Origin of the sequence: Microbacterium sp. XT11 (assembly GCF_001513675.1) — a bacterium.
In the GTDB taxonomy this organism is placed as follows: Bacteria; Actinomycetota; Actinomycetes; order Actinomycetales; family Microbacteriaceae; genus Microbacterium.
Genome location: NZ_CP013859.1, coordinates 762,113 through 785,998 on the forward strand (window position 1 = coordinate 762,113; position 23,886 = coordinate 785,998).

Consider the following 23,886-nt stretch of genomic DNA (forward strand, 5'->3'; position numbering starts at 1 on the left):
CGACTGGGGCACCAGGTCTTCGTGACCCGCTGCGGTGAACGGCGCTCAGCACGGCGGCTCTCGCTTCCTTCGGCCTGATGCTGCGCGGCCGGCAGTGAGCGCGACCAGGGCGACAGGCAGGTCATCGCGGCTGCAACGAACGCCGCAGTCCCTCCAGGCGCACAGCCGCCTGCAGCCGGAACCGGTACTCGGCGTCATCCGGATCTGCGTCGAGGAGCGTCCAGATGCGATCCAGACGCTGTTGCACCGTGTTGACGTGCACGCGCAACGCCGCAGACGTCGCCTGCTTGCTCTCTCCGGCGTCGAAGTACGCGCACAGGGTGTCGACGAGCGCCGTCCCGCGGCGCGCGTCCCAGTCGCGCACGGGCCCGAGCAGTGCGTCGACGAAGCGCACGACGGCGTCCGGCTCCGCCGAGGTCAGCACGTGGTACGGCGCGAAGTCGTCGGAGCGCACCGAGGCACCCGTGATGCCGAGCGGCCGAAGGAAGTGCAGATCGCGGGAGATGCGGTCGACGGACGCCCGCAACCCGGGAAGATCCGCGACGGCAGGCCCGACCACCGCCGTCGCCTCGGTGCCGGGCGACTCCGCGAGCAGCCGCCGCACGCGCTCGGTGGCGTCCGCCGCATCGGCGTGCACCCATCCGATGACGAGCCGGCCATCACGCAGCGCGACGAGCCCGTCGTCGCCGACGGCCTCCGCGGCGAGAACCAGTGCGCCCTTGCGCCCGCCCGCATCGACCACGGCCGCTGCGCGCAGCGGACGGTCGATCTCCGCCGACAACGACGCCGCTTCCGCGGTGCCATCGAGCACCGAGCCCAGCAGCCGCGATCGTCGCTCGGCGCGGATGGCCGACACCGCGTCGCGCTTGAACTCGACGAGCGCCGCCACGTGCGCCGCGCGCTCCAGCGTCGGTCGCGCGATGTCGTCGGTCGGTGCACGCTGCGGGTCCTCCTCGGCGACCATGGCCCCGAGAACGCGGTCGACGCCGAGGATCGCGACGATGATCCAGCTCCGGCCGTCGTGGCGCACGATGGCGGCGTGCCCGCTGGCGCGGCTCTCCCTGATCGCGTCGGCGAGCGCACGACGGCGCGGAAGTCCGGCCGGCGCGGCCCTGGCATCGAGCGGCCGCCCCGACTCGTCGACCGCGTGCACGCGCCGCCCCAGCCGATCCGACACGGTGGCGACGAGGTCGATGAGGCTCGCCCCCGACACGACCGCAGTGGTGAGCTCCTCATGGATCGCGCTGACGAGGTGGGTGGCCGTCAGGTGCCGTTCGAGCTCGCGGTAGGCGGTCTCGGCGTGCGCCCTGGCGGCGGCGCTCTCCGCCAGGACCCTGGCGCTGTGCAGCACGGCCGCGGCGTGATCGGCGAACGCCGACAGGAGCAGCACCTGGTCGGGAGTGAAGTCGTGCGCGAACCGGTTGCACGCGAACAAGGCGCCGAGCACCTCGTCGCCGACGGCCAGCGGTACGCCGAGGAACGACACGAGACCCTCGCGCTCGACCGCGAGATCGATGGCGGGATCGTGCGGAGCATCCGCCATGCTCGCGTACTGGCGCACCCAGGCCGGTTCGCGAGTGGTGGCGACCAGACTCGCCAGGCCGAATCCCGCAGGCACCAAGAGGTCGCGGAACTCGGGCGTGACGGTGCCGGCCGAGTACCGCACGCGGAGATCACCGCGCTCGTTGTCGACCTCGGACAGATAGGTGACGTCGGTGCCCATGAGCTCGTGCGCGCGCTCCACCAGGCGTCGCAGCACATCGGTGACGTCCTGCAGCCGTACGAGCTCTCGTGCCGTGGAGAAGAGCGCTTCGAGTTCCGCCGTCCGCCGTCGCAGCCTCGCCGTCAGCTGCTGAGAGTCCCGCACCGACGCGACGAGCTCGTCGACCTCCTCGGGGTCGACGCCGGCCTGTCCCAGCAGTCGGGTGAGCGCGTCCACCCGCTCCCCCGGCTCCGCCTGAGTGGCCGCGACGACCTCACGGACGAGGCGTAACGGCGTCGCACGATCGTCACCCACCGCGCCTCCTCGTCGCCTCCGTCACCGCACTCCCTGCAGTCTATGAGCAGGTGGGCGGCGACTACCCGCGCACGCCCCCGGCCGATGACGTCCGCGACGGGAACACCGGCGTGCGACGCTGCGCGAACGCGGCGAGGCCTTCCCGCGCGTCGTCGCTCGCGAACGCGCGCTGACCGAGCACCGCCTCGCGACGGAACGCCTCCTCGTACGGCAGGTCGGCCAGCGCCCGCACGGCGCTCTTCACGGTGGCGAGGGCCGTCGCGCTCTTGGCCAGCAGCCCCTCGGCGACCGCGATCGACTCCGGCACGAGCCGCTCGGCCGGCACGACGCGGTTGACGAGCCCGTAGCGCAGCGCGGTCTCGGCATCGATGCGCGTTCCGCACAGCATGAGCTCCATGGCGAAGGCATAGGGGATCTGCCGGATCAGCCGCACGAGCGTGCCGCCGGCGGGCACCACACCCACCCCGGTCTCGGGCAGCGCGAACTGCGCCTCGGTCGACGCGAGCCGCACATCCGTGGAGAGCATGATCTCGAAGCCGCCGCCCAGGCACAGCCCGTTGACGGCCGCGATGACCGGCTTGTCGAGCACGGAGTGCTTCTGGTGCGCGGCATCCCATTCACTGATGTCGAAGCGCTCCTCGGTGAGGGCGGGGATCGACTCGCCGAGGTCGGCGCCGACGCAGAACGCCCGGTCGCCCGCGCCCGTGAGCACCGCCACCCCGATGCGCGGATCGTCACGCACCTCGGCGAACGCCGCGCCGAGGTCGTCGTACATGGCCAGAGTGAGCGCGTTGAGCTTGTCGGGCCGATCGATCGTGATGAGGCCGATGCCGCCGGAGCGATCCAGGCGCACGCCCATCAGACCGCACCGCCTGCCCGCAGCGCCTCGACCTCGGCGGCCGAGTATCCCAGAAGGTCCTCCAGCACCGCCGCGGTGTGCTGACCCGCACCGGGCGCCAAGCCCGCCGTGTGCGGGGGCGTGCGCTCGAGCTTCACCGGCGACCCGAACGTGCGCAGCGTCCCGTGCCCCGGGTATTCGCGCTCGACGATCATGCCGCGCGCGGCGATCTGCGGGTCGTCGACGACCTCGCCGATGTCCTTCACGGCGCTGAGCGGCACGAGGTCGCCGGCCAGCTGCTCCAGTTCGGCCTTCGTGCGGTGTGCGAACCATCGGACGATCATCGGATGCACCTTCTCGCGGTAGACCTCGGCGTCGAAGCGTCCGGCCATCGTGTGCAGCTCGGGGTGGTCGTCCCAGTCGGCGCTCGTGCCGAAGGTGTCGCACGACAGCCGCCAGAACTTGTCGGTGTAACCGCCGAAGAACACGAACCCGTCGGCGCACGGGAAGAGCGAATAGGGGCGCACGAACGGATGCTCGTTGCCGAGCGGTCGCGCGATCTCGCCGTCGACGGTGTATGACACCACGGCGTTCTCGGTGAGGGTGAGCACGGAGTCCTGCTGGGAGATGTCGACGAGCTGCCCCTCGCCCGTCTGCTCGGCATGCCGCAGCGCCGCCAGGACTCCGATCACGCCGTACAGGCTGGCCGCGAGGTCGCCGATGATCGTGCCGACGCGCGTCGGCGGGCGGTCCGGTTCTCCGTTCATCGACCACAGCCCGCCCGTGGCCTGCGCGCTGTTGTCGTAGGCGGGGCGCAGGCGGTACGGACCCGTCTGCCCGAACCCGCTGAGCGCGGCGTACACCAGGCGGGGGTTGATCCGGCGCAGCCGCTCGTAACCGTGGCCGAGGCGCTCCATCGTGCCCGGCCGGAAGTTCTCGACCAGCACGTCCGCGCGCTGCACCAGTCGGTCGAGCACCTCGGCTGCCTCCGGGCTCTTGAGGTTCAGGGTGATGCCGAGCTTGTTGCGGTTGAACTGCGCGAAGAACCCGCTCAGCGGCTCGGCATCCTCGTCTCCGCCGCGCAGAAGCGGAGGGAATGTGCGGGTGTAGTCGGGATCGTCGGGGTTCTCGACCTTGATCACGGTCGCACCGAGGTCGGCCAGGATCATCGAGCAGTAGGGGCCGGCCACCACCCGGGTGATGTCGAGCACGACGACACCGGCGAGCGACCCCGGCGCGGCGTCGGATCCCCCGAGCCGCCCGAGCAGGGCGCGCGTGAGGTCGTCGATCATCGCCGCCCGCCCTCCGCCGTCGAGCCGTCGGCGGCCGATCCGCGGCGGCCGATGCGGGTGAGCAGCGCCGCCGAGGCGAGCGTGACGAGGCCGGCCGCGACGATGTAGAGCGAGATCGCCCATGACCCGCCGGTGAGGGACAGCAGCTCGAGATAGATCATCGGCACGAAGGCCGAGCCGATAATGGTTCCGATGCCGAGCGCCAGAGACATTCCGGTGTAGCGGATGCGCACGTCGAAGGCCTGCGCGTAGAGCACGCCCAGCGTGCCGTAGGTGGCGCAGAAGGCCACGGTCATGGCGATGTACGCGGCGTACGCCGCAGCGAGGCCACCCGTGTCGATGAGCCAGAACGCGGGGAACGCGAGCAGGATCGACACGATCGTGCCGGCGGCGAACACCCGGCCGACGCCGTAGCGGTCGGCGAGCCACCCGGCCAGGGGCAGTCCGCCCAGCGCGAGCACGGAGCACACCGTGGCGATCGTCAGCATCTCGGACTGCGCATGGCCGACGAACTCCGTGCCGTAGGTGAGGCTGAACGTGAACAGCATGTAGAAGACGGCTCCGATCACGGCGAAGCTGAGGGCGGCGAGGATCACCTGGGCGGGGTGGCTGCGCAGCGTCTCCCACAGCGGCACGCGAGCCGTCGCCCCCGCACGGCGCATGCTCTCGAACTCGGGGGTCTCGGTGATGCGCAACCGGATGAACAGGCCGACGAGCACGAGCACGGCGCTGACGAGGAACGGCACGCGCCAGCCCCACACGGCGAACGCGTCTCCGGGCAGGGCCACCAGGGGAAGGAACACGAGCGTCGAGAGCGTCAGCCCGAGCGCCAGGCCCACCTGAGGGAAGCTGCCGAGGAACGCGCGGCGCCGCGGCTCGGCGTGCTCGACGACGAGCAGGACCGCACCGCCCCACTCGCCGCCGAGGGCGAAGCCCTGCACGAGGCGCAGCGCCATCAGCAGGATGGGAGCCGCTACACCGATGACGGCGTACGTCGGCAGGAGACCGATGAGGAAGGTGGCGAGTCCCATGAGCACGAGCGAGACGACGAGCATCCGCTTGCGTCCGATCCGGTCGCCGAAGTGCCCGAACACGATCGATCCGAGCGGACGGCCGAAGTAGCCGACGGCGATACCCCCGAACGCGAGGATCGTGCCGACCAGAGGGTCGTAATCGGGGAAGAACAGTCCGTTGAGGATCAGGGCCGCGGCGGTCGAGTAGGCGAAGAAGTCGAACCACTCGACCGTGGTGCCGACGACGCTGGACGCGACGATGGTGCGGATCTGCGATCGCGGGGTGCTCCCCGGGGCGGACGGTGCGGCGGAGCCGTGCGTCGCGGTGGATGCCGAGGTCATGAGTGCGTATCCCTTCCACCGGCCTCACCGTTGATGCCGGCCTGTCCAGGCTGACAGCGCGCCCACGCCCTGTTCCATGTCTGTGACGGCCATATCCGGCGGTGCCGCATGGCTGCCACCGACATGTCGGGTTGCACGTGACGACACCGCACGGCTCCGCACGGCCCTGTGGGCTGCGCCCATCCCCGCCGCGCAACGGTGTGCCCCTCGCACATGAGGCCGCGCGGCGGCCGTTCCTAGCCTGGATGGTGCCGGCCATGAGCGCCGGCATGCCCCGCCGACACGAAGGAGTGCCATGGACATCGACATCGCCGACGACATCGATCGACCCGGACTGGACCCGCGCGCGCAGCGCCGTCGGGCGGTGATCGGAAGCTCGGTCGGGACGGTCATCGAGTGGTACGACTTCACCCTCTACGGCCTGGCATCGGCCCTCGTCTTCGCGCCGCTCTTCTTCCCCGGCGGCGGCGAGTTCGCGGGCCTCCTCGGCGCCTTCGCCACCTTCGCCGTCGGCTTCGGCGCACGCCCGATCGGCGGGCTCGTGTTCGCGCACTTCGGCGACCGCATCGGCCGCAAGGGCACGCTGCTCGCGACGCTGCTGATGATGGGCACCGCCACGACGCTCATCGGCGTTCTGCCCACGGCCGACGCGATCGGCGTGTGGGCGCCGATCCTGCTCATCCTGATGCGTCTCGTGCAGGGCGCGGGAGCCGGCGCGGAGTTCGCCGGCGCCATGACCATGGCGAGCGAGTCGTCCGAGACACGCAACCGCGCCTTCGTCGCAGGCTTCCCCGGGGCGTCGGTGTACCTCGGCATGGCGCTCGCGACAGCCACGTTCGCCCTCATCAGCCTCTTGCCGGTCGAGCATTTCCAGGCCTGGGGCTGGCGCATCCCGTTCATCGCGAGCATCGTCATCGTGGCGTTCGCCCTGTACTTCCGCCTGCGGGTCAAGGAGACCGCCGCGTTCGAGGCGGCGGAGCGCGAGGGCGAGGTCGCGCGGGCTCCGCTCGCGCTCGCCGTGCGGTCGCACTGGCGCACGCTGCTCGCCGGCATGGCGCTCTTCGTCTTCGCCCTGCCCTGGGTGTACATCGTGCAGACGTTCTCGATCTCGTACACCACGGGCACGCTGAGCGTGAACCCGACGCACGCCCTCGTCGGCCTCATCGTCGCCGAGCTGCTGACCATCCCCGCCACGCTCGGCTTCGGCAGGCTCGCCGACCGCGTCGGCCGCAAGCCCGTGCTGCTGGGCGCCGCGATCTTCGCGATCGTCTTCGCCTTCCCGCTGTTCCTGCTCTTCCAGACCGAGAACTCGTTCCTCGTCGCCGTCGGGCTGATCCTCGGGCTGGCCGTCGTGCAGGGTGCCACGATCGGCGTCAGCGCGGCCATGCTGGCCGAACTCTTCCCCACGCGGATGCGGTGGAGCGGCATCGCGATCTCCCGCGAGATCCCCGCGGCGCTCGTCGGCGGCACGGCGCCGCTCGTCGCGACCGCCCTCGTCGGACTCGCAGGCGGGGCGCCCTGGCTCGTCGCGACCTATCTCGTGGGTCTCAGCGTGATCGGACTCATCGGCATCGCCGCGCTGCCCGAGACCCTGCGGCCGGCGACGGGCGAGTCCCCGCTCACGGCAGCGTCCGTCGCACCCGCCTCGGCGGACTGATCCTCACCCGGGCGGCGGAGGTCCCTGACGTCCGACGATCTCCGCCGCCCTCAGGAGCCCGTCTCGGTCAGCCGCGCGCGAGGCGCCGCCAGGCGAGCTCCGCGAGAACCGAGGCCTGCAGCGGCAGCACCGAGTCGTCGAACACGGCGTGCTCGGAGTGCAGCGGCATCGGCCCGCTCTCGGGCGCGGCTCCGACGAACACCAGCGTGCCCGGCACCTCCTGCAGCACGTACGAGAAGTCCTCCGACGCCATCGACGGCGCCTCGAGCCTCGTGACCCGCTCGGGCCCGACGAGCTCGTCGAGCACGGCCAGCACCTCGCGCGTCTCGGCCGGATCGTTGTAGGTGACCGGGTATGACGGGATGAACTCGGCGTCGAGGCGGCATCCGTTGGCCTCGGCGATGCCGGCGAGCAGCGGCGGCAGCTGCTCGCGCACCGTGTCGAGCGTCGCCATCGACAGCGTGCGGATGTTGGCCTCCATGCGCACGGTCGCCGACAGCACGTTGCCGGCCTCGGAGTCGCCGCGGATGCGTGTGATCGAGATCACGGCCTGGTCGGTGGCGGGCAGTCGGCGCGCGGCGAACGCCTGCACGGCGAGGATCAGCTGCGCGGCCACGGGCACGGGGTCGATCGCATGCTGCGGGAACGCCGCGTGGCCTCCCGTGCCGTGCACAGTGAGGCGCAGCGCGCTCGCACTCGCCATCATGGCCCCCTCGCGGGTCACCAGCTGCCCGCGCGGCGTGGCGCTGTCGACGTGGATGGCGTAGGCCGCGACGGGTCGCTCACCCGCGGCCTCGAGCACGCCCTCCTCGATCATGATGCGGCCGCCTGCCTGCCCCTCCTCGCCGGGCTGGAACATGAAGACCACGGTGCCGGGCAGCTCGTCACGGCGCGCGGCGAGCAACCGCACCGCCCCGAGCACACCGGCCATGTGCAGGTCGTGACCGCACGCATGCATCGCCCGCGACGTCGACGCGAACGGCAGCCCCGTCGCCTCGGCGATGGGCAGGCCGTCCATGTCGCCGCGCACGAGCACCACGGGGCCGGGCCGAGCGCCGCGGAGCACGGCGGTGACCGACGAGAGCGAGTCGCCCGTCGAGATCTCCAGCGGAAGCCCCTCCAGCTCGCGGAGCACGATCCTCTGGGTCTCCGGCAGGTCGAGCCCGGTCTCCACCGCCCGGTGCAGCTCCCTGCGCACCGCGACGAGATCGTCGCGCAGCGCCTCCGCCGCCTCGCCGAACATCGCCGTCATGCGAACCGCATCCTCTCGCCGAGAACCGGGACCGCGTCGAGCAGGTCCCTCGTGTAGGGATCGGCGGGGGGCGCGAGCAGCTGCTCGGTGGGGCCGGCCTCGACCAGCCGGCCGTGGCGCATCACGCACACCTCGTCGCTGATGTAGCGCACCACGGCGAGGTTGTGCGAGATGAAGAGCATCGACAGCCCCAGCTCCTGCTGCACCTCGCGCAGCAGGTTGAGGATCGCCCCCTGCACCGACACATCGAGCGCGCTCGTCACCTCGTCGGCGATGAGCACCGACGGCTCACCGGCGAGCGCCCTGGCGATGGTGATGCGCTGGCGCTGCCCGCCCGAGAACGCCGCGGGCCGCTCGTCCGCCCGATCGGGATCGAGATGCACGAGGGCGAGGAGCTCCCGCACGCGGGCGACGCGCTCGGCACGGGTCCAGCGGCGCCCGGTCGCCCGCAGCGCCTCGGCGATGGAGTCGCCGATCGGCATGAGCGGGTCGAGGGCCGAGAACGGATCCTGGAACACCAGCTGCATCCGGCGCCTCGCGCGGTGCGCGGCACGTCCGCGCCCCGCCGCCTCGACACCGTCGATGCGGATCGATCCGGACTCGGGCCGCACGAGCCCCACCGCAGCCGCCGCGATGGTGCTCTTGCCCGAGCCCGACTCGCCGACCAGGCCCACCGTGCGTCCCTTCGGCACCCGCAGGCTCACCGACTCCACCACGCGCGTGCGGCCGTAGGCGACGTTCAGGTCGTCGATCTCCAGTGCGTTCACGCCGGCACCTCCTCGTCGAGCGCTTCCGGCACGAGGTCGGCCGGGATCACCGGCAGAGGCCGCGAACGGTCGCTGGTCATGTCGGGCAGGCACGCGATCAGCGCTTTCGTGTACGGGTGCGAGGCGTCCTCGCGGATGCGGTCTGCGGCGAGGCTCTCGACCACCTGTCCGTCCTTCATCACGATCACCCGGTCGCAGAACGCCGACACCAGCGCGATGTCATGGGAGATGAAGACGATCGCCGCCCCCGTCTCCTCCTGCGCGCGCCTCAGCACCCCCATGACCTGCCGCTGCACGGTCACGTCGAGCGCGGTGGTCGGCTCGTCGGCGATGATGAGGCGCGGTCGCCCTGTCAGCGCCATGCCGATCATCGCCCGCTGCCGCATGCCGCCGGAGAACTCGTGCGGGTACTGCGACAGGCGCGACGCCGCGTTCGGGATGCCGACGGCGGTGAGCGCATCCGCGGCCCTCGCCCGCGCCTCCCGCCTGCGCATGCCCATGTGCACCTCTGGCACCTCGGTGAGCTGCCGTCCGATCGTCAGCGCGGGGTTGAGCGAGGTGAGCGGGTCTTGGAAGATCATGCCCAGCTCGACGCCCAGCCGCGACTTGTCGGCGGCGGTCAGCGGCCGGCTCATGTCGATGTCGTCGAAGCGGTGCGTCGAGCAGGCGATGCGGGCGTCGTCGCCGAGCAGGCCGGCCAGCGCCATCGCCGTGAGCGACTTGCCCGATCCCGACTCCCCCACGATGCCTACGATCTCGCCGCGGGCGATGCGCAGATCCACCCCGTGCACGCGCTCGATCGTCCCGCCGTCCGGCGTCGCGAAGGCGATGCGCAGGTCGGCGATCTCGGCGACGGTCTCGCCCGGCGTCGAGGCGGGCGACACGTCCGGCGAACGACGCTTCGACGTCAGCGTCACGCCGCCGGTGGCCCTGCGCGCCACGGCCCGCCATCCCTGGCCCTGGCCGCCCGCGACCGCTTCGCTGAGCAGGGTGAACACGAGGCCGGCGAGCACGATGGCGATGCCGGGGCCGATCGCCGCGAAGGGGTTGATGTAGATGCGCAGGATGCCCTCCTGCAGCATCCGCCCCCAGTCGTACTCCGGCGCCTGCACGCCCAGGCCGAGGAACGAGAGCCCGGCGAACGACAGCAGCGTCACGCTCGCCGTGGCCGCCGTGTTGACGAAGAACGGATTGGCGATGTTCGGCAGCACGTGACGCAGCAGGATGCCGACGGGTCCCACTCCGACGACCCTGGCGGCGCGGACGTAGTCCCGGCCCGACACGGACGACGCGAGGTTGTAGATCAACCGGGCGAACGACGGGATGCCGGCGAAGCCGATGGCCAGCATCGCGCCGGTGGCGGTGGCGCCCCAGATCACCGTGAAGAAGAGGACCATGAGCAGCCACGGGAACGCGAGCAGGATGTCGAGCAGACCGGTGAACCAGCGCCGGGGGTACGTGGGCAGGATGCTCGCCACGAGCCCGAAGGCGATGCCGCCGGTGACGGCGATCGCCGTCGCGCCGAGCGTGAGCAGGAGCGTGAGCCTCGTCGACGTCAGCACCCTGGCGAGGATGTCGCGTCCCAGCTCATCGGTGCCGAACGGATGCGCCAGGCCGGCGCCGAGCAGCCGCGACGAGACGTCGGTCGTGTCGGCCGCCTGACCCCACAGGGCGGGGCCCGCGACGGCGAGGAACACGAGCACCGCGCTGCCGACGACGGCCGAGATCGCGGTGGGGGTGAGGAGCTTCGAGCGCGCGGACATGAGTCAGCCCTCCGTGATCGACGAGCGCGGGTCGATGGTGGCGAGGATGACGTCGACGACGAGGTTGATGCCGAGGACGATGAGCGCGTAGACGATGACGACGCCCTGCACCATCGGATAGTCCTTCGCTCCGACCGACGAGACCATGATCGTACCGAGGCCGGGGATGGCGAACACGGTCTCGATGAGCACGGTCGCCGCCGTGAGGCTCGCGAGGATCAGGCCGCCGACGGTGAGCGAGGCCGTCACGATGTTCGGCAGCGCGTGCCGCAGGTACAGCAGGCGCCGCGGCAGCCGCTTGGCCCGCGCCGTCGTCATGTAGGTGGTGCCGAGAACGGCCAGCATCTCGACCTGCACGATGCGCACGAGGTACGCCATCGGCCCGATGGCGAGGGCGATGACCGGCAGCACGGCGTCCTGGGGCTTTCCCCATCCGGCGACGGGAAGCCAGCCGAGCTGCACCGCGAACACCCAGATGAGGCCGACGGCGACGAGGAAGCTGGGAACGGCGATGAGGATGCCGAGCACGGCGGAGAGCGTGGCCGACAGACCGCGCCGCCGACCGGAGCGGGCGAGGACCGCCGCACCGATGCCTGCGGGCAGGGCGCCGACGACGGCGATGACGAAGGCCAGCACGGCGAGCAGGAGCGTCGTCGGGAACCGCTGGGCGATGACGTCGGCCACCGGCCTCTGCAACCGCACCGAGGTGCCGAGGTCGCCCGTGAACAGCCCGCCGACGAAGCGGAAGAACTGCTCCCACATCGGGCGGTCGAGCCCCAGCTGCGTGCGCGTGGCCTCGACCAGCTGCGGCGTTGCGCTCTGCCCGAGCGCCGCACGCACCGGGTCACCCGGCACGAGGTACATGAGCAGGAACGAGGCGATCACCACGACGGCGAGCGAGATCACCAGTCGGCCGAGGCGACGCAGCAGGAACGCGGTGCGCGGGGAGAGCCCCCTGCGCAGACGGCGCTCCTCCGCCCGCGCCGCCAGCGTGGCCGTGCGGGCGTCTGCCATCTCTGCGACGGCGGGCGGAGGGGTTGTCGTCATGTCAGCCGAGCATCCGGATCGAGGTGGGCTGGATGTAGTTCGGCTGGTCGAAGACCGCACCGGACTGGTAGGTCGGCAGGATGTTGTCGATCACCGGGAACACGTCGAAGCGGTTGATGAGCTCGGCCTCCGCGTCCTGCCAGATGTCGCACGTGTCCTCGGGGGACGCGCTCGACGCCTCCGCGACGAGGGCCGAGTACTCGGGGTTGTCGACCCACATGAAGTTCAGGCCGCCCTCGGTCGGCATCGCGCCGTCGAAGAAGGTCGACAGCACCAGCGGGCCGCCGGGGACGACCTGGATCCAGCCGGTGTCCCAGTCGAACGTCGACCAGAGCTGCTCCGACCAGGCCGCCGCGTCGTTCGCCGCGAGCACGGTCGTGACGCCCAGCCCGTCCCAGGCCTTCTTGACGAGCTCCGCGGCGGGGGCATGCGTCGAGGTGGGCGCGTTGTAGATGAACTTGATCGTCAGCGGTTGACCGTCCTTGTAACGCAGACCGTCGGCACCCTCGACCCAGCCCGCCTCGTCGAGCAGCTCGGCAGCCCGGTCGAGATCGGTGTCGGGCAGCTTCCACTTCGGGCCGTCTGCGACGCACAGCAGCGGCGTCTTCGTGACGAGCGAGACGGGCTCGATGCCCTCGCCGTCGGCGATGACGGTGCCGACCTCGTCGCGATCGATCGCGATCGACAGCGCTTCGCGCACGAGCGGATCGGCGAACGGGCGCCCCTCCTTCTCGTTGAAGAGCATCATGCCGACGGGGTTGCGCACGCCGACGTGGCTCAGCCCGGCACCGTCGAGACGCGTGCGGTCGGCCCCGGAGATGGACGCGGCGTTGATCTCGCCCGAGATCAGCAGGTTCGCCGCGGTGCTCTCGTCGGTCACGACGCGCGCCTCGATCGTGTCGGGGAGACCCTCGGTGTCGCTCGCGACCCCGTCGGGTCCCCACGTGTAGTCGTCGCGCTTGGTGAACGTGTAGGTGTCGCCGGGCTTGAGGTCGGTCAGGGAGAACAGGCCGGTGCCGTCGGTCGCATCCGACAGCGTCGACGGGTCGGCCAGGCCCGCGTCGCACACCATGAGGATGGTGCCGATGTTGACGGCCAGGAACGGCGAGTTCTCGGTGCTCGTGACGGTGACGGTGTCGCCGTCGGCCACGGCCGAGACCTTCTCGTCGATGACCGAGCCGTAGGAGAAGGTCGCGTTCGCCGGGTCTGCGTTGTAGTTGATGTTGTCGGCGACCGTCTGGGCGGTGAACTCCGAGCCGTCGGCGCAGGTGATCCCCTTCTTCAGGGTGAACACCACCTCGGTGCCGGTCTCCTCCCAGCTCTCGGCGAGCCACGGTTCGAAGTCGCCCTCGGGGGTGACGGAGATCAGCGACTCGTACGCGAGGCTGATGACGCCCCAGGTGTCGGGCGAGATGGCGGTGAACGGGTTGAGGTCGCCCGGATCGTCTTTCACGGCGGTCACGAACGTGCCGCCGGAGACGAAGTCGCCCTCGCCGGGTGCGGGCTGTCCTGACGATCCCGCGCACGACGTCAGTGTCAGCGCGAGAGCGCAGGCGACGGCGACCACGGGTACTGCGGTACTGCGTTTCATGGCGTTCTCCTGTGTCGGGTGGAGCGGGATGCGGGTCAGTGCACGGGCGCGTCGGCGGTGAGCCGGGCCAGAGGGCCGGCGGCCTTGACGGTCACGGTGATGGTGGGCTGGGTGGTGTAGGGGACGTGCGTCTCGATGACCTCGACCACCGACACCTGCAGCGGATCGGCTCCGGCCTGGATGGCCTTGGCGATCGCGGCATCCGACGCCTGCTCGATGGCCCGCTCGCGCTCGCCCATCGGCGCCATCTGGTCGGCGCGGCCGCCGGCGAGCGAGATCGCCGCGCCGACGGCGTTGGCGACGCCGCCGTGTTCGGGGCGCAGGATGCTGCCGGCGCTCGCCAGCCGGTCGGGGACGAGGAACCCGCCGCCGCCGACGACGACGAGGGGGAAGTCCATGCGGCCGAGGGAGAGCCGTTCGACCGCCTCCTCGAGGCGGTCGGCGACCACGGCGAGCGCCTGCTCCAGCGCGGAGGCTGTGCGTGCGTCGAGCGCGGGGAGCGTGCGCCCCGCCACCCGCGAGCCGGCCATCGCCGCGGCATCCGTCAAGGTGGGCGTCGAGCCGCCGAACAGCAGGCCCTCTCGATCGATGCGGTAGCCGACCGACTGGGGACCCACGCGGCCCGACTCGACGTCGACGACCGTGCCGCCGCCGATGCCGACGCTGAGCACGTCAGGCATGCGGAAGTTGGTGCGCACGCCGCCGATCTCGCGCGGCAGCGTGGACTCGCGGGGGAATCCGCCCACGACGACTCCGAGGTCGGAGGTCGTGCCGCCGACGTCGATCACGATCGCGTCGTCGTGCCCCGACAGGTAGGCGGCGCCGCGGATGGAGTTCGCCGGGCCGGAGCCGATCGTCAGCACGGGGTACTGGGCCGCGTAGTCGAGCGACATCAGCGTGCCGTCGTTCTGGGCGAAGAAGGTCGTGGCGTCGAGTCCCTCCTCGGCGACCACGGTGACGAGGGCCGCGGTGACCGACCGGGCGACGCTGTACAGCGCGGCGTTGAGCAATGTGGCGTTCTCGCGCTCCAGCAGACCGGTCGGCCCGATGTCCTGGCTCAGGAACACCCGCACATCGGGGCCGAGGTGCCCGCGCAGCAGCTCGGCGACCTCCAGCTCCTGCTCCGGAGATGTCGGGCTGAAGATGCCGGCCACGGCGATCGCGTCGAAGCCGTCGAGACCGTCGATGAAGCGCAGGATGCCGTCGCGGTCGAGCGGCGCGATCGGCGTGCCGTCGACCATGTGACCGCCGCCGAGCATCGCCGAACCCGCCAGCACCATGCTCTTCAGGTCTTCGGGCCAGCCGGTGAGCGGCGGATACTCGGTCGCCGCGGGCGCCCCGAGGCGGATCATCGCGACCCGGTCGAGCTGACGGCGCTGCACGATCGCGTTGGTGGCGTGGGTGGTGCCGAGCATGACGCGCGACACTCGCGACCGGTCGTCTCCGATGGCGGCCAGCACGTCTCGGATGCCGGCGCGGATGCCCCCGGTGATGTCGTCGGTCGTGGCGCGCTTGGTCCAGGCCAGCACGCGGCCGTCGCCGTCGAGGACGACGGCATCCGTGTTGGTCCCGCCGACGTCGACGCCGATGGACAGGTCGCGCGCGGTCATCGTGCGGCTCCTTCGAAGGGGACGTAGGGCAGGTCGTAGCCGAACGCCGCGGGACCCGCGAGCTCCAGCCCGCGCGGCGTGCGCCAGATCGGGTCGCACGCCCAGGCCAGCACCGAGACGCGCTGGCCGAAGCGGAGCATCTCGGTGGTGATGGCATGGCCCGTCTCGGCGTCGATGATCGTGATGAGGTCGGGAACGCTCACCAGCACCTCGCCGTCTTCGAGCACGAGGAGGTTCTCGTTCTGCAGCTCGAGGCGCTGGAGTCGGCCGCGGTCGGCACCGGTCCCGGTGATCGTGACGGAGCCGCGAACGAAGCCGCCGGCGGTCCTGCGGTCGAGGTCGGTGATCTTGCCGGTCATGAGCACACGGGCGTCGAGCTCGGCGGCGACGGCCGACACCGGGTCGGGCGACGACATCAGGGCATGCCCGACGCGGATGGCGGCGCTCACGGTGCCCTCGATGACGGCGCCCTTCACGGTGTCGGCGGTCATGGGGTAGTGCGCTCCGATGCAGATCGAGCCGCTCGCGACGGTGAGGGCGCGGGCGTGTCGCTCGAGCCAGTGCAGGTCGATGGTCTTCATGACCGAGATGTTGCCGACGACGTCGCTCTGCACGGCCCACTCGCACGGCACGCCGGCGACGTTCATGGCGACCATGGCGGCGTCGGGGAAGGCGCGGCCCATGCCGTCGGCGTCGAGCACCTTCAGCCCGAGGCGTGCGGCCCATCCGATCGGCTGCACGCCGTTGCTCCCGCCGATCTCGGCCGCCATCAGCGTGGTCACCGGACGACCGAGCAGCCGCTCGGCCTCGGCCAGCAGCGCGTGGATCTGCCCCGTGGCCGAGAGCATCTCGATGCCGACGGTCGGCGCGCCGATGCCCGACATGAGGATCACGACGTCGTCGGGGCCGAGGTCGTCGACGCTCACGAGCGGCACGGGGCCGTGTGCGCGCAGCGCGTTCTCGACCGTGATCTGAGCGGTGTACACGGCGCCGCCGCCGCCGGTGCCGAAGATCGCGGTGCCCACGCCGAGCGCGGCGATGTCGTCCGCCGTGATCTCGGTGAGGGGTGCCGCTGTGCGCACCGCGGATGAAGTCTGGACCATGCCCTCACGCTACGGAGGCCGGTCCGCCCGGACAATGTCGCAAGCATCCAGTGTTTCCGTGCAGACTGTGCTCATGACACAGTATGCGTTGCGCGATCTCGTCGACGATGCGGATCGGCTGGGTCTGCGGTTGACCGCCGGACCGGTAGACGACCGCGAGGTCGCGCGCGTCGACATCTCCGCCGTCGACCGGCTCGACGCGCTCGGCGAGGGCACCCTCGCGCTCATCCCCGGCGACGAGCAGCCGCCGCCGTTCCGCATCGACGTGGCGCTGCGGCAGGCCAGCGCACGCGGCCTGGCTGGTCTCGTGTTCACGGCTCCCCTCACGCTCGCCGAGACGGCCAGGGTGCTCGCCGACCGCGGCCGTGTGCCGGTGTTCTCGGCCCCCGGTGCCGGAGCCGCCGAACTGGCCACGACGATCGACCGCGCGATCTCGGGCGGAGCGTCCGAGGCGATGATGCGCGGGGCGCGCGCCGTCACCCTGGCGACGGAGGCCGCAGCCGCACCGGACAGCACGCCGGACAGCATCCTCGCCACCGCGGGGGCCGCCCTCGGGATCGCGCTGGAGATCGTGCAGGACCCCACCGCCGCGTGGAACGACCCGCACGCCGTCTTCATCGGCGAGGTCGCGATCGGCCGCGTCACCGCGGAGCGGACCGACGGGGCCACCGACGTGGCGCTCCCGGTCATCGCCGCCCTGGTCTCGCGCGTCGCGCAGCGGCGGAGCCGCGATCGGTACGCGCCGGTGCAGTCGCGATCCGACCTGCTCGTCGAGCTCGTGCTGGCCGACGCCTCGCGCGCCGAGGGCTTCGTCGCGCAGGCCGCCCGCCTCGGCCTGCCGCTCCCCCAATCGCACGTCGTGGCGTGGCTGACGCCCACGGGCAGGAGCGATCCGGATGCCCTGGCTCCCCGCAGCGTGCAGCCGGCCCTGGAGCTGTTCGCGCTGCAGCTCGTCGAGGGTCGCGACGAGATGTGGCACGTGGCGTTCCTGCAGGACGACCTGATGCTCGTCTGCACCGAGGAGCACGGCGCAGGCGACCACCAGCGACGGGTCCGCGAGGTCGCGACGCAGGTGCAGCACCGTGCCCAGGAGATCGCGGGGTCGGACTGGGCGTACACGCTCGGTCTCGGCACCCCGCAGGTGGGGGCGCTGGGGTTGCGTCAATCCGCGGCCGAGGCGCGCGTGGCCGCGGAGTCCGCCATCGCCGCCGGGCGCCTCGGCGGCGTGGAGCTGACCGATGTGACGGGACTGCGTCGCGTGCTCCTCGACCTGTACGCGTCGCCGATCAGCCGCGAGCTGCTCGACGACATCCTGCGCCCCCTCGATCGGCTCGGGCCGGAGCGCGCCCTGCAGTCGGTGCGCACGCTGCTCGCCTACCTCGCGCACGAAGGGTCGCTCGTGCACGCGGGGAAGGAGCTCATGCTGCACCCCAACGGAGTCGGATATCGGATGCGGCGCATCAGGGAGCTCCTCGGCATCGACCTCGACGACCGCGACGCACGCTTCGCGGTCGAGCTCGCGTGCCGCGTGCGTCTGCTCGGCGCCCGCTGAGAGGTCGCGAACAGCGTCGCACCTCCCGGTGCGGGTGCTCGGGGATTCAGGGGACCGGGGCGAGGTCCAGCGCGGTTCAGCGGGGGTTCAGCGCACGACGAGCTCGGTGCGCAGCTCCTCGCCGTGCGCATCGAGATCAGGAGCGCGCGCCAGACGAGCCGTGCCGTTGGTCCCGAGGGCCGAGCGCGCGATCGCCACGCCGTCGTCGTGCTCGATCATCCCCATCGCGCGGGCCTGCTCGCCGTGCGCGGCATCCTCGGGGCTGCGCACGCGAGCCACGAGCACGCGTGCCGCGCTGAGCCGCTCGACGACCGTATCGAGCGGCAGTGCGCCGACCCGTACCGCGAGAACCCGCTCGAGCTCGTCGCGCCCCTCGACCCTGGCGCGGTTTCTCGACCAGCGTTCGCCGCCCAGCTCATCGTCCAGGTCGAGAGCCGCCACGAGCCGCGCGAACATCGCATCGTTCGTCGCGCCCAGCACGACGTGCCCGTCGGATGCCGCGAACGCCCGGTACGGCACGATCGACGGGTGCGAACTGCCCCATGGCCTCGACGGCGGACCGCCCGCCGACGTGGCCGCGATGACCGTCCCCAGCGAGCTCAGCGCGGTCGCGAAGAGCGAGAACTCCAGCCGCCGGCCGACGCCGGTGCGCTCGCGCTCGAGCAGGGCGGCGAGCACCCCGTTGATCATCGACATGCCCGTGGCGATGTCGACCATCGCGACGCCCGAGCGCACCGGGTCGGCCCCCTCGTACCCGGTGACGTGCATGAGCCCCGACTCCGCCTCGACCGTGACCGCCGTGCCGGGCTCCGCCGCGAGCGGTCCTGTCGGCGAGAAGCCGCTGATCGACGCGTACACCAGCCGCGGGAACCGAGAGCGCAGAGCATCCGCGCCGATCCCCAGCCTGTCGGCGACGCCGGGCCGGAAGCTCTCGACGACCACGTCGGCCGTCGCGATCAGCCGGTGCGCGATGTCGAGGTCGCCCTCGTCGGTGAGGTCGAGCGCGATGCTGCGCTTGCCGCGGTTGATGGCGTGGAAGTAGGCGCTGGCCCCGTGCACGAACGGGGGTCCCCAGTGCCTGGTCTCGTCGCCGATGCCCGGCTGCTCGACCTTGATGACGTCGGCGCCGAGCTCGGCCAGAGTCATCGTCGCGTAGGGTCCGGCGAGCAGCCGCGTGAAATCGATCACGCGCACCCCGCTCAACGGCCGGAAGTCTCCGTCGTCGTCCATGTGCCGATGCCCCTCTCGTTCAGCGCACGAAGACCCGTTCGCCGCGGATCCAGGTCTCGGCCACGCGCACCGACGAGATCTCGTCGTCGGCGACCGTGAAGACGTCGCGATCGAGCACCGCGAAGCTGCCGTCGGCGCCGGGTGTGAGAGCACCCACTCCGGCCAGCGGCGACAGCGATGCCGCTCGCGAGGTGTAGAGCAGCAGCGCCTGCGCGACGGTGATCGCGGCCTCGGGGCCGAACTCGACGCCGTTGTATGCGCGGCGGCGAACGGCAGCCTCGACCGACAGCATCACGTCGTCGGCCCCGCTCCACGCCGTGGCCGGCCGGTCGGACGAGAGGGCGAGCGGCTGCAGCCCCGCGTACAGGCGGGCGATCGGATAGGCGTCTGGCACCTGCTCGACGCGCAGCGCCTTCTCGTAGCCGTCGTACTCGGCGAAGAAGAACACCGTATGCGTCGCGATGCCGAAAGTCATCCGCGCCGTGCGCAGCCGTTCGAGGTACGCGTCCGAGACGATCGTCGCGTGCTCGATGCGCACCGACGGGATGCCGTCGAGCCACGGCTCTTCGTTCTCGAACAGCTCGACGACGCGGTACAGCGCGCTGTCGCCCATCGCGTGCACGGCGAGCTGCACGCCGTTGCGGCGCGCCCAGCCGGCAGCGGCGAGCACATCGGCGTCGTCGACGAGGCGCAGGCCGTGATCGCAGGAGTCCGGATAGGGCTCGGCGACCCAGGCCGTGCGGTTCGAGTACGCACCGTCGAGCACGACCTTCACGCCGGCGACGCGGATCCGGCCCTCGCGATCGCCGGGCTCGAGGTCGGCGAGCGGGGCAGCCGGGTCCCACCCAGGGTAGAGCGCGACCCGGGTGCGCAGCCCGCGTTCTGCCGCTGCCCTGAAGGTGGCCAACGGCTCCTGGATGCGGTTCGACAGCAGGTCGCACACCGCCACGATCCCCCGCGACGCCCACTCCTCGCCGAGCGCGAGGATCGCGGCGATCTGCTCGTCGCGCGTCGGCGGCGGGATGTGCGCGGCGACGGCGTTCACGGCGGCGATCTCGGTGAGCACGCCGTTCGGGCGCCCCTCGGCATCGCGCTCGAACCGTGCACCGTCGGGGTCGGGAGTGTCGGCCGTGATGCCCGCGATCTCGAGCGCCCTGGTGTTGCATACCGCGGAATGCGCGTCGCAGCGCCACACGAGCACCGGCCGTTCGGTCGACACCCGATCGAGGTCGGCGGCGGTGGGGCCGTCTCGCCCGGGGAACTTCGTGTCGTCGTAGCCCCGGCCGAGCACCCAGGCGCGCGGAGAGGTGAGCGTCTCGGCGTGCGCGCGCAGCACGTCGACGAGGTCGCCGCGAGAGAGCACGGCGGGCGGGAAGCACTCCACGGCGGCCGCCGTGCCCGCGAGAAGCGCTGGATGCGTGTGGCTGTCGATCAGCCCCGGCACAACCGTGCGGCCGCCGAGGTCGACGGCATCCGGATCGGTCACCTCGGCGGCGTCGCCGACCCAGTCGACGACGCCGTCGACGATGCGGAACGCCGAGGCGAAGGCGGTCTCCGACTCCCCGGTGAACACGCGCGCGTTCGTGACGGTGATGCTCGCCATGTCAGACCTCCCTGTGGGTGAAGCGACCGCCGAGCAGGGTCGCGGCGACGGGCATGGTGCGCAGCTCATCACGGTCACTGGCATAAGGGTCGCGGTCGACGAGCACGAGGTCGGCCGGCTGCCCGACCGCGACCGACGTGCGCACGGATGCCGCGAGCGCGACGTCGAGCGGAAGCCGCTGCTCGGGATGCCAGGCGTCCCGGTCGCCGCGGCTGCGCGAGGTGGCGGCGCTGAGCGAGATCCACGGGTCCAGGGGCGCGACCGGCGCATCGGAGCCGAGGCGCAGCTCTACCCCCGACCGGTGCAGCGATCCGAACGCGAACGCCCGTCCGGTGCGGCCGGCCCAGTGGTGGTCTGCGATGTCGCGGTCGTCCATCGCGTGCTCGGGCTGCACGCTCGCGATGAGTCTGAGCCGGGCGAAGCGGGCGAAGTCCTCGTCGCGGACGAGTTGCGCGTGCTCGATCACGCCCGTCATGCCGAGCGATTCGAACGTGTCGAGCACCTCGGTGTTCGCGCGATCGCCGATCGCGTGCACGGCCGCGCCGATGCCGACGTCCCTGGCCCTTTCGAGCAGACGCCGCAGTTCCGCGACCGGCACGCTCTCCAGGCCGCACGCGTGCGGGTGCGACGGGTCCATGCCGGGATACGGGTCCCAGCACCACGCGGTGCGGGTGTTCAGCGAGCCGTCGACGACCACCTTGAGCCGGCCGAACGTCACCAGCCCCGCCTCGTCGACGACGTCGCCGGTGCGTCGTCCGTCGGCGACGGCCTGCTCCAGCAGGTCGGGCCACACCGCGATCTCGGTGCGCAGCGACGTGATCCCGGCCGCCGTCCTGGCCGACCACTCGGTGACGTTGTCGGTGTTCTCGTACTCCACGACGCCCACGACACCGCGGGCCGCCGCGGCGGCGGCCGCCTCAGCGTACGCCTCCGCGGGAAGGTGCGAGGCCTCGTCGAAGGAGTGCAGCAGTGCGATCCAGGGCCCCTCGCGCAGCAGGCCGGTCTCGTCGAGCTCGACGCCGAAGCGCCGGGCGGCCGCGCGGTTCATCCATCCGCAGTGCAGATCGCCGCTGACGAGCACGACGGGGAGGTCGGAGACGGTCTCCTCCAGCGCCTCCAGCGTCGCGGGTGCGGGCCACAACCCGTCGCGGAACCCGTAGCCCATGAGGACGCCGTCGGTGAGGGGCGCCCCGCCGGCGCGGGCGCGGCGGACGACCGCGAGCACGTCGTCGGCGCTGTGCGTCTCGGTCAGATCGAGTCGGCGGCGACGGATGACGTGCTGCGTGAAGTGCACGTGCGCGTCCCAGAGCCCGGGACCGACCCAGCGTCCGTCGGCGTCGACGACCTCCCCCGCCGGCACGACGGATCCCGCGGGGCCGAGTTCCGCGATGACGCCGTCGCGCACGAGCAGGTCGATCGGCTCCCCCCCGTCATAGCGGCGCGCACCGCGGAGGGTGAGGGTCTCGGTCATGATGCTCCTCTCAGCGCAGGCGGCGCGGCGGTCAGGCGACGGGGACGGGCGATGTCGCGAACCCGAACAGATCTTTCGGGTCGTCGGGGGCGGCGACGAGGTCGATCTCGCGGCCGAGTCCGGTGCCGGCGATGTCGGCGCGCAGGTGCCGGAGAGCGGAGAAGTCCTCGATCGCGAACCCGACCGAGTCGAAGATCGTCACCTGGTCGGGCGACGTGCGCCCCTCCGCGTCGCCCGTGAGCACCCGCCAGAACTCCGTCACCGGGAAGTCCGGTGCCACGTTCTGGATCTCGCCCTCGATGCGGGTCTGCGGTGTGTACTCCACGAACACCGGTCCCCGCTCGAGGATGCGCGGGTCGAGCTCGGTCTTTCCGGGGCAGTCGCCGCCGATCGTGTTGATGTGCATGCCGGGGGCCACGTCGGCATCCGTCAGCACCTGCGCGATGGCCTTGTCAGCCGTGCACGTCGTCACGATGTCCGCGCCCTCCGCAGCCTCCGCCGCCGAGGAGCAGACCGTGACGTCGAACCCCCGCGGCACGAGGTTGCGGACCAGCTTGGCGGACGCCGCGGGGTCGACGTCGAACACCCGCAGCCGCGACACCCCGAGCACACCGCGGAACGCGAGGGCCTGGAACTCGGCCTGGCTGCCGGCGCCCACCATCGCCATCACCGCGGAGTCGGGACGAGCCAGCCGCCGGGCCACCATCGCCGAGGTCGCCGCCGTGCGCAGCGCCGTGAGAACGGTCATCTCGGCCAGGAATACCGGATACCCGTTGTGCACATCCGCGAGCATCCCGAACGCCGTGACGGTCTGGAAGCCGCGGGCGGGGTTGAACGGGTGCCCGTTCACGTACTTGAACGCGTACACGTCGGGGTCGCTCACGGGCATGAGCTCGATCACCCCGAACGGCGTGTGGTTGGCGATGCGATGGCTCTTGTCGAACGACTCCCACCGCCGGAAATCGGCCTCGATCGTGTCAGCCATCGCGGTCATGATCGCCTCCGGGCCGCGCTGTGCGACCCACTCGACCATGTCCGACACTCCGACGAACGCCGTCATGCCCCGGCCCCCTCTCCATCCAGCACGGCGCGATTCACCGCGGCGATGCGCGCGGCCAACCGCGGATTCTCATACGGACCCGGTCGCCGCAGCGCGTCGACGACGCGCGCGATCACCTCGGCCGGCTTGTCCTGGCTCATCTTCTCCTTGGCCTCGAACCTCTCCACCCGCAGCCGGAACCCCACCGTGCCGTGCACGATGCGCTCGGCGTACGCGGTGTTCTCGAGCGTCCTCGTCATGAGGAACGGCTCCGGCAGCGGCCTCTCGAACCACTCGACGAGCCGATCCAGCACCCGCAGGTTCTCCTCGTCGGAGAGGATCTCGGGGGTGCCGAACAGGTGCGCGACCGCGAAGTCCCACGTCGGCACGGCAGGCGACACTCCGTACCATCCCGGGGAGACGTAGCCCTGCGGCCCGTAGACGATCACCATCGTCTCGTGTCGCCCGAGCTCGTGCAGCCGCTCATCCGGGCGCCCGACGTGGCTGAGCAGCACGATGCCGTCGGCGTCCTCGTCGAGCAGCACCGGATAGTGCGACGCGACGAGTCCCGCACCGGGCACATGGCTGACGATCGTCGCCCACGGGTTCTCGCGCACGAGCGCACGGATCGTCTCGACGTCGTCGAGCGCGTAGTCGGGGTTATGCCTCATGAGCTCTCCTGGTGGTGGCGGCGCGGCC

18 protein-coding genes are annotated in these 23,886 nt (G+C 71.6%); 2 read left to right on the plus strand and 16 right to left on the minus strand.

All coding sequences use genetic code 11. From position 1 onward, the window contains the following. Nucleotides 1-121: 121 nt before the first annotated feature. From AB663_RS03705 to AB663_RS03720, 4 genes are all read right to left on the minus strand, one after another. The gene (locus tag AB663_RS03705; protein ID WP_067195949.1) at nucleotides 122-2,017 is read right to left on the minus strand and encodes a helix-turn-helix domain-containing protein; all 1,896 of its coding nucleotides are present in this window, start codon (nucleotides 2,015-2,017) and stop codon (nucleotides 122-124) included. A gap of 61 nt (nucleotides 2,018-2,078) precedes the next feature. Further along, the gene (locus AB663_RS03710) at nucleotides 2,079-2,876 is read right to left on the minus strand and encodes an enoyl-CoA hydratase/isomerase family protein (protein ID WP_067195951.1); all 798 of its coding nucleotides are present in this window, start codon (nucleotides 2,874-2,876) and stop codon (nucleotides 2,079-2,081) included. After that, nucleotides 2,876-4,147, minus strand: a complete 1,272-nt coding sequence (locus tag AB663_RS03715; RefSeq protein ID WP_067195953.1) for a CaiB/BaiF CoA transferase family protein — start codon at nucleotides 4,145-4,147, stop codon at nucleotides 2,876-2,878. The genes AB663_RS03710 and AB663_RS03715 overlap by 1 nt, the downstream gene beginning before the upstream one ends. Further along, nucleotides 4,144-5,502 carry an MFS transporter gene (locus AB663_RS03720; protein WP_067195955.1) on the minus strand — a complete coding sequence of 453 codons (1,359 nt, stop codon included), beginning with the start codon at nucleotides 5,500-5,502 and terminating at the stop codon, nucleotides 4,144-4,146. Before AB663_RS03720 ends, AB663_RS03715 begins: the two co-directional genes overlap by 4 nt. A gap of 295 nt (nucleotides 5,503-5,797) precedes the next feature. On the opposite strand from AB663_RS03720, the gene AB663_RS03725 reads away from it, so the two are divergent. Further along, complete coding sequence (locus AB663_RS03725; RefSeq protein WP_067195958.1) at nucleotides 5,798-7,159, plus strand: MFS transporter; 1,362 nt, start codon at nucleotides 5,798-5,800, stop codon at nucleotides 7,157-7,159. 67 nt (nucleotides 7,160-7,226) lie between these two features. Here AB663_RS03725 and AB663_RS03730 read toward each other — a convergent pair whose 3' ends face one another. Genes AB663_RS03730 through AB663_RS03760 form a run of 7 tightly spaced genes read right to left on the minus strand, consistent with a single transcriptional unit; the run spans nucleotide 7,227 to nucleotide 16,292 of the window. Next, on the minus strand, nucleotides 7,227-8,411 hold the full coding sequence (locus tag AB663_RS03730) for a M20 metallopeptidase family protein (RefSeq protein WP_067195960.1): 1,185 nt from the start codon (nucleotides 8,409-8,411) through the stop codon (nucleotides 7,227-7,229). After that, nucleotides 8,408-9,178: an ABC transporter ATP-binding protein gene (locus AB663_RS03735; RefSeq protein ID WP_067195962.1), complete on the minus strand. Its 771-nt coding sequence runs from the start codon at nucleotides 9,176-9,178 to the stop codon at nucleotides 8,408-8,410. The genes AB663_RS03730 and AB663_RS03735 overlap by 4 nt, the downstream gene beginning before the upstream one ends. Continuing rightward, nucleotides 9,175-10,941 (minus strand): dipeptide/oligopeptide/nickel ABC transporter permease/ATP-binding protein, encoded by a 1,767-nt coding sequence (locus AB663_RS03740; RefSeq protein ID WP_067195964.1) that lies wholly within the window; start codon nucleotides 10,939-10,941, stop codon nucleotides 9,175-9,177. Before AB663_RS03740 ends, AB663_RS03735 begins: the two co-directional genes overlap by 4 nt. Nucleotides 10,942-10,944: 3 nt before the next feature. Then, nucleotides 10,945-11,988: an ABC transporter permease gene (locus tag AB663_RS03745; RefSeq protein WP_198147920.1), complete on the minus strand. Its 1,044-nt coding sequence runs from the start codon at nucleotides 11,986-11,988 to the stop codon at nucleotides 10,945-10,947. A gap of 1 nt (nucleotide 11,989) precedes the next feature. Next, nucleotides 11,990-13,579, minus strand: coding sequence for an ABC transporter substrate-binding protein (locus tag AB663_RS03750; protein WP_083511088.1), 1,590 nt, complete (start codon nucleotides 13,577-13,579; stop codon nucleotides 11,990-11,992). A 35-nt stretch (nucleotides 13,580-13,614) separates the two neighbouring features. After that, nucleotides 13,615-15,189, minus strand: a complete 1,575-nt coding sequence (locus AB663_RS03755) for a hydantoinase/oxoprolinase N-terminal domain-containing protein (protein ID WP_067195968.1) — start codon at nucleotides 15,187-15,189, stop codon at nucleotides 13,615-13,617. Then, nucleotides 15,186-16,292 carry a DUF917 domain-containing protein gene (locus AB663_RS03760; protein ID WP_067195970.1) on the minus strand — a complete coding sequence of 369 codons (1,107 nt, stop codon included), beginning with the start codon at nucleotides 16,290-16,292 and terminating at the stop codon, nucleotides 15,186-15,188. Before AB663_RS03760 ends, AB663_RS03755 begins: the two co-directional genes overlap by 4 nt. A gap of 73 nt (nucleotides 16,293-16,365) precedes the next feature. Between AB663_RS03760 and AB663_RS03765 the strand changes: the two genes are divergently transcribed. After that, complete coding sequence (locus AB663_RS03765) at nucleotides 16,366-17,844, plus strand: PucR family transcriptional regulator (protein WP_067202117.1); 1,479 nt, start codon at nucleotides 16,366-16,368, stop codon at nucleotides 17,842-17,844. Between the two features lie 87 nt (nucleotides 17,845-17,931). On the opposite strand, the gene AB663_RS03770 is transcribed toward AB663_RS03765, so the two are convergent. From AB663_RS03770 to AB663_RS03790, 5 genes are read right to left on the minus strand one after another with little or no spacing between them, the layout of a single operon-like run. Next, nucleotides 17,932-19,074 (minus strand): CaiB/BaiF CoA transferase family protein, encoded by a 1,143-nt coding sequence (locus AB663_RS03770; protein WP_067195972.1) that lies wholly within the window; start codon nucleotides 19,072-19,074, stop codon nucleotides 17,932-17,934. A 19-nt stretch (nucleotides 19,075-19,093) separates the two neighbouring features. Further along, nucleotides 19,094-20,677 carry an amidohydrolase gene (locus AB663_RS03775; protein WP_067195974.1) on the minus strand — a complete coding sequence of 528 codons (1,584 nt, stop codon included), beginning with the start codon at nucleotides 20,675-20,677 and terminating at the stop codon, nucleotides 19,094-19,096. Between the two features lies 1 nt (nucleotide 20,678). Then, nucleotides 20,679-22,148 carry an amidohydrolase gene (locus AB663_RS03780; RefSeq protein ID WP_067195976.1) on the minus strand — a complete coding sequence of 490 codons (1,470 nt, stop codon included), beginning with the start codon at nucleotides 22,146-22,148 and terminating at the stop codon, nucleotides 20,679-20,681. A gap of 31 nt (nucleotides 22,149-22,179) precedes the next feature. Then, entirely contained in the window at nucleotides 22,180-23,208 is a 1,029-nt protein-coding gene (locus AB663_RS03785; protein ID WP_067195978.1) for an ornithine cyclodeaminase, read from the minus strand. Continuing rightward, nucleotides 23,205-23,858, minus strand: coding sequence for an FMN-binding negative transcriptional regulator (locus AB663_RS03790; protein WP_067195980.1), 654 nt, complete (start codon nucleotides 23,856-23,858; stop codon nucleotides 23,205-23,207). The genes AB663_RS03785 and AB663_RS03790 overlap by 4 nt, the downstream gene beginning before the upstream one ends. Nucleotides 23,859-23,886: the final 28 nt, after the last annotated feature.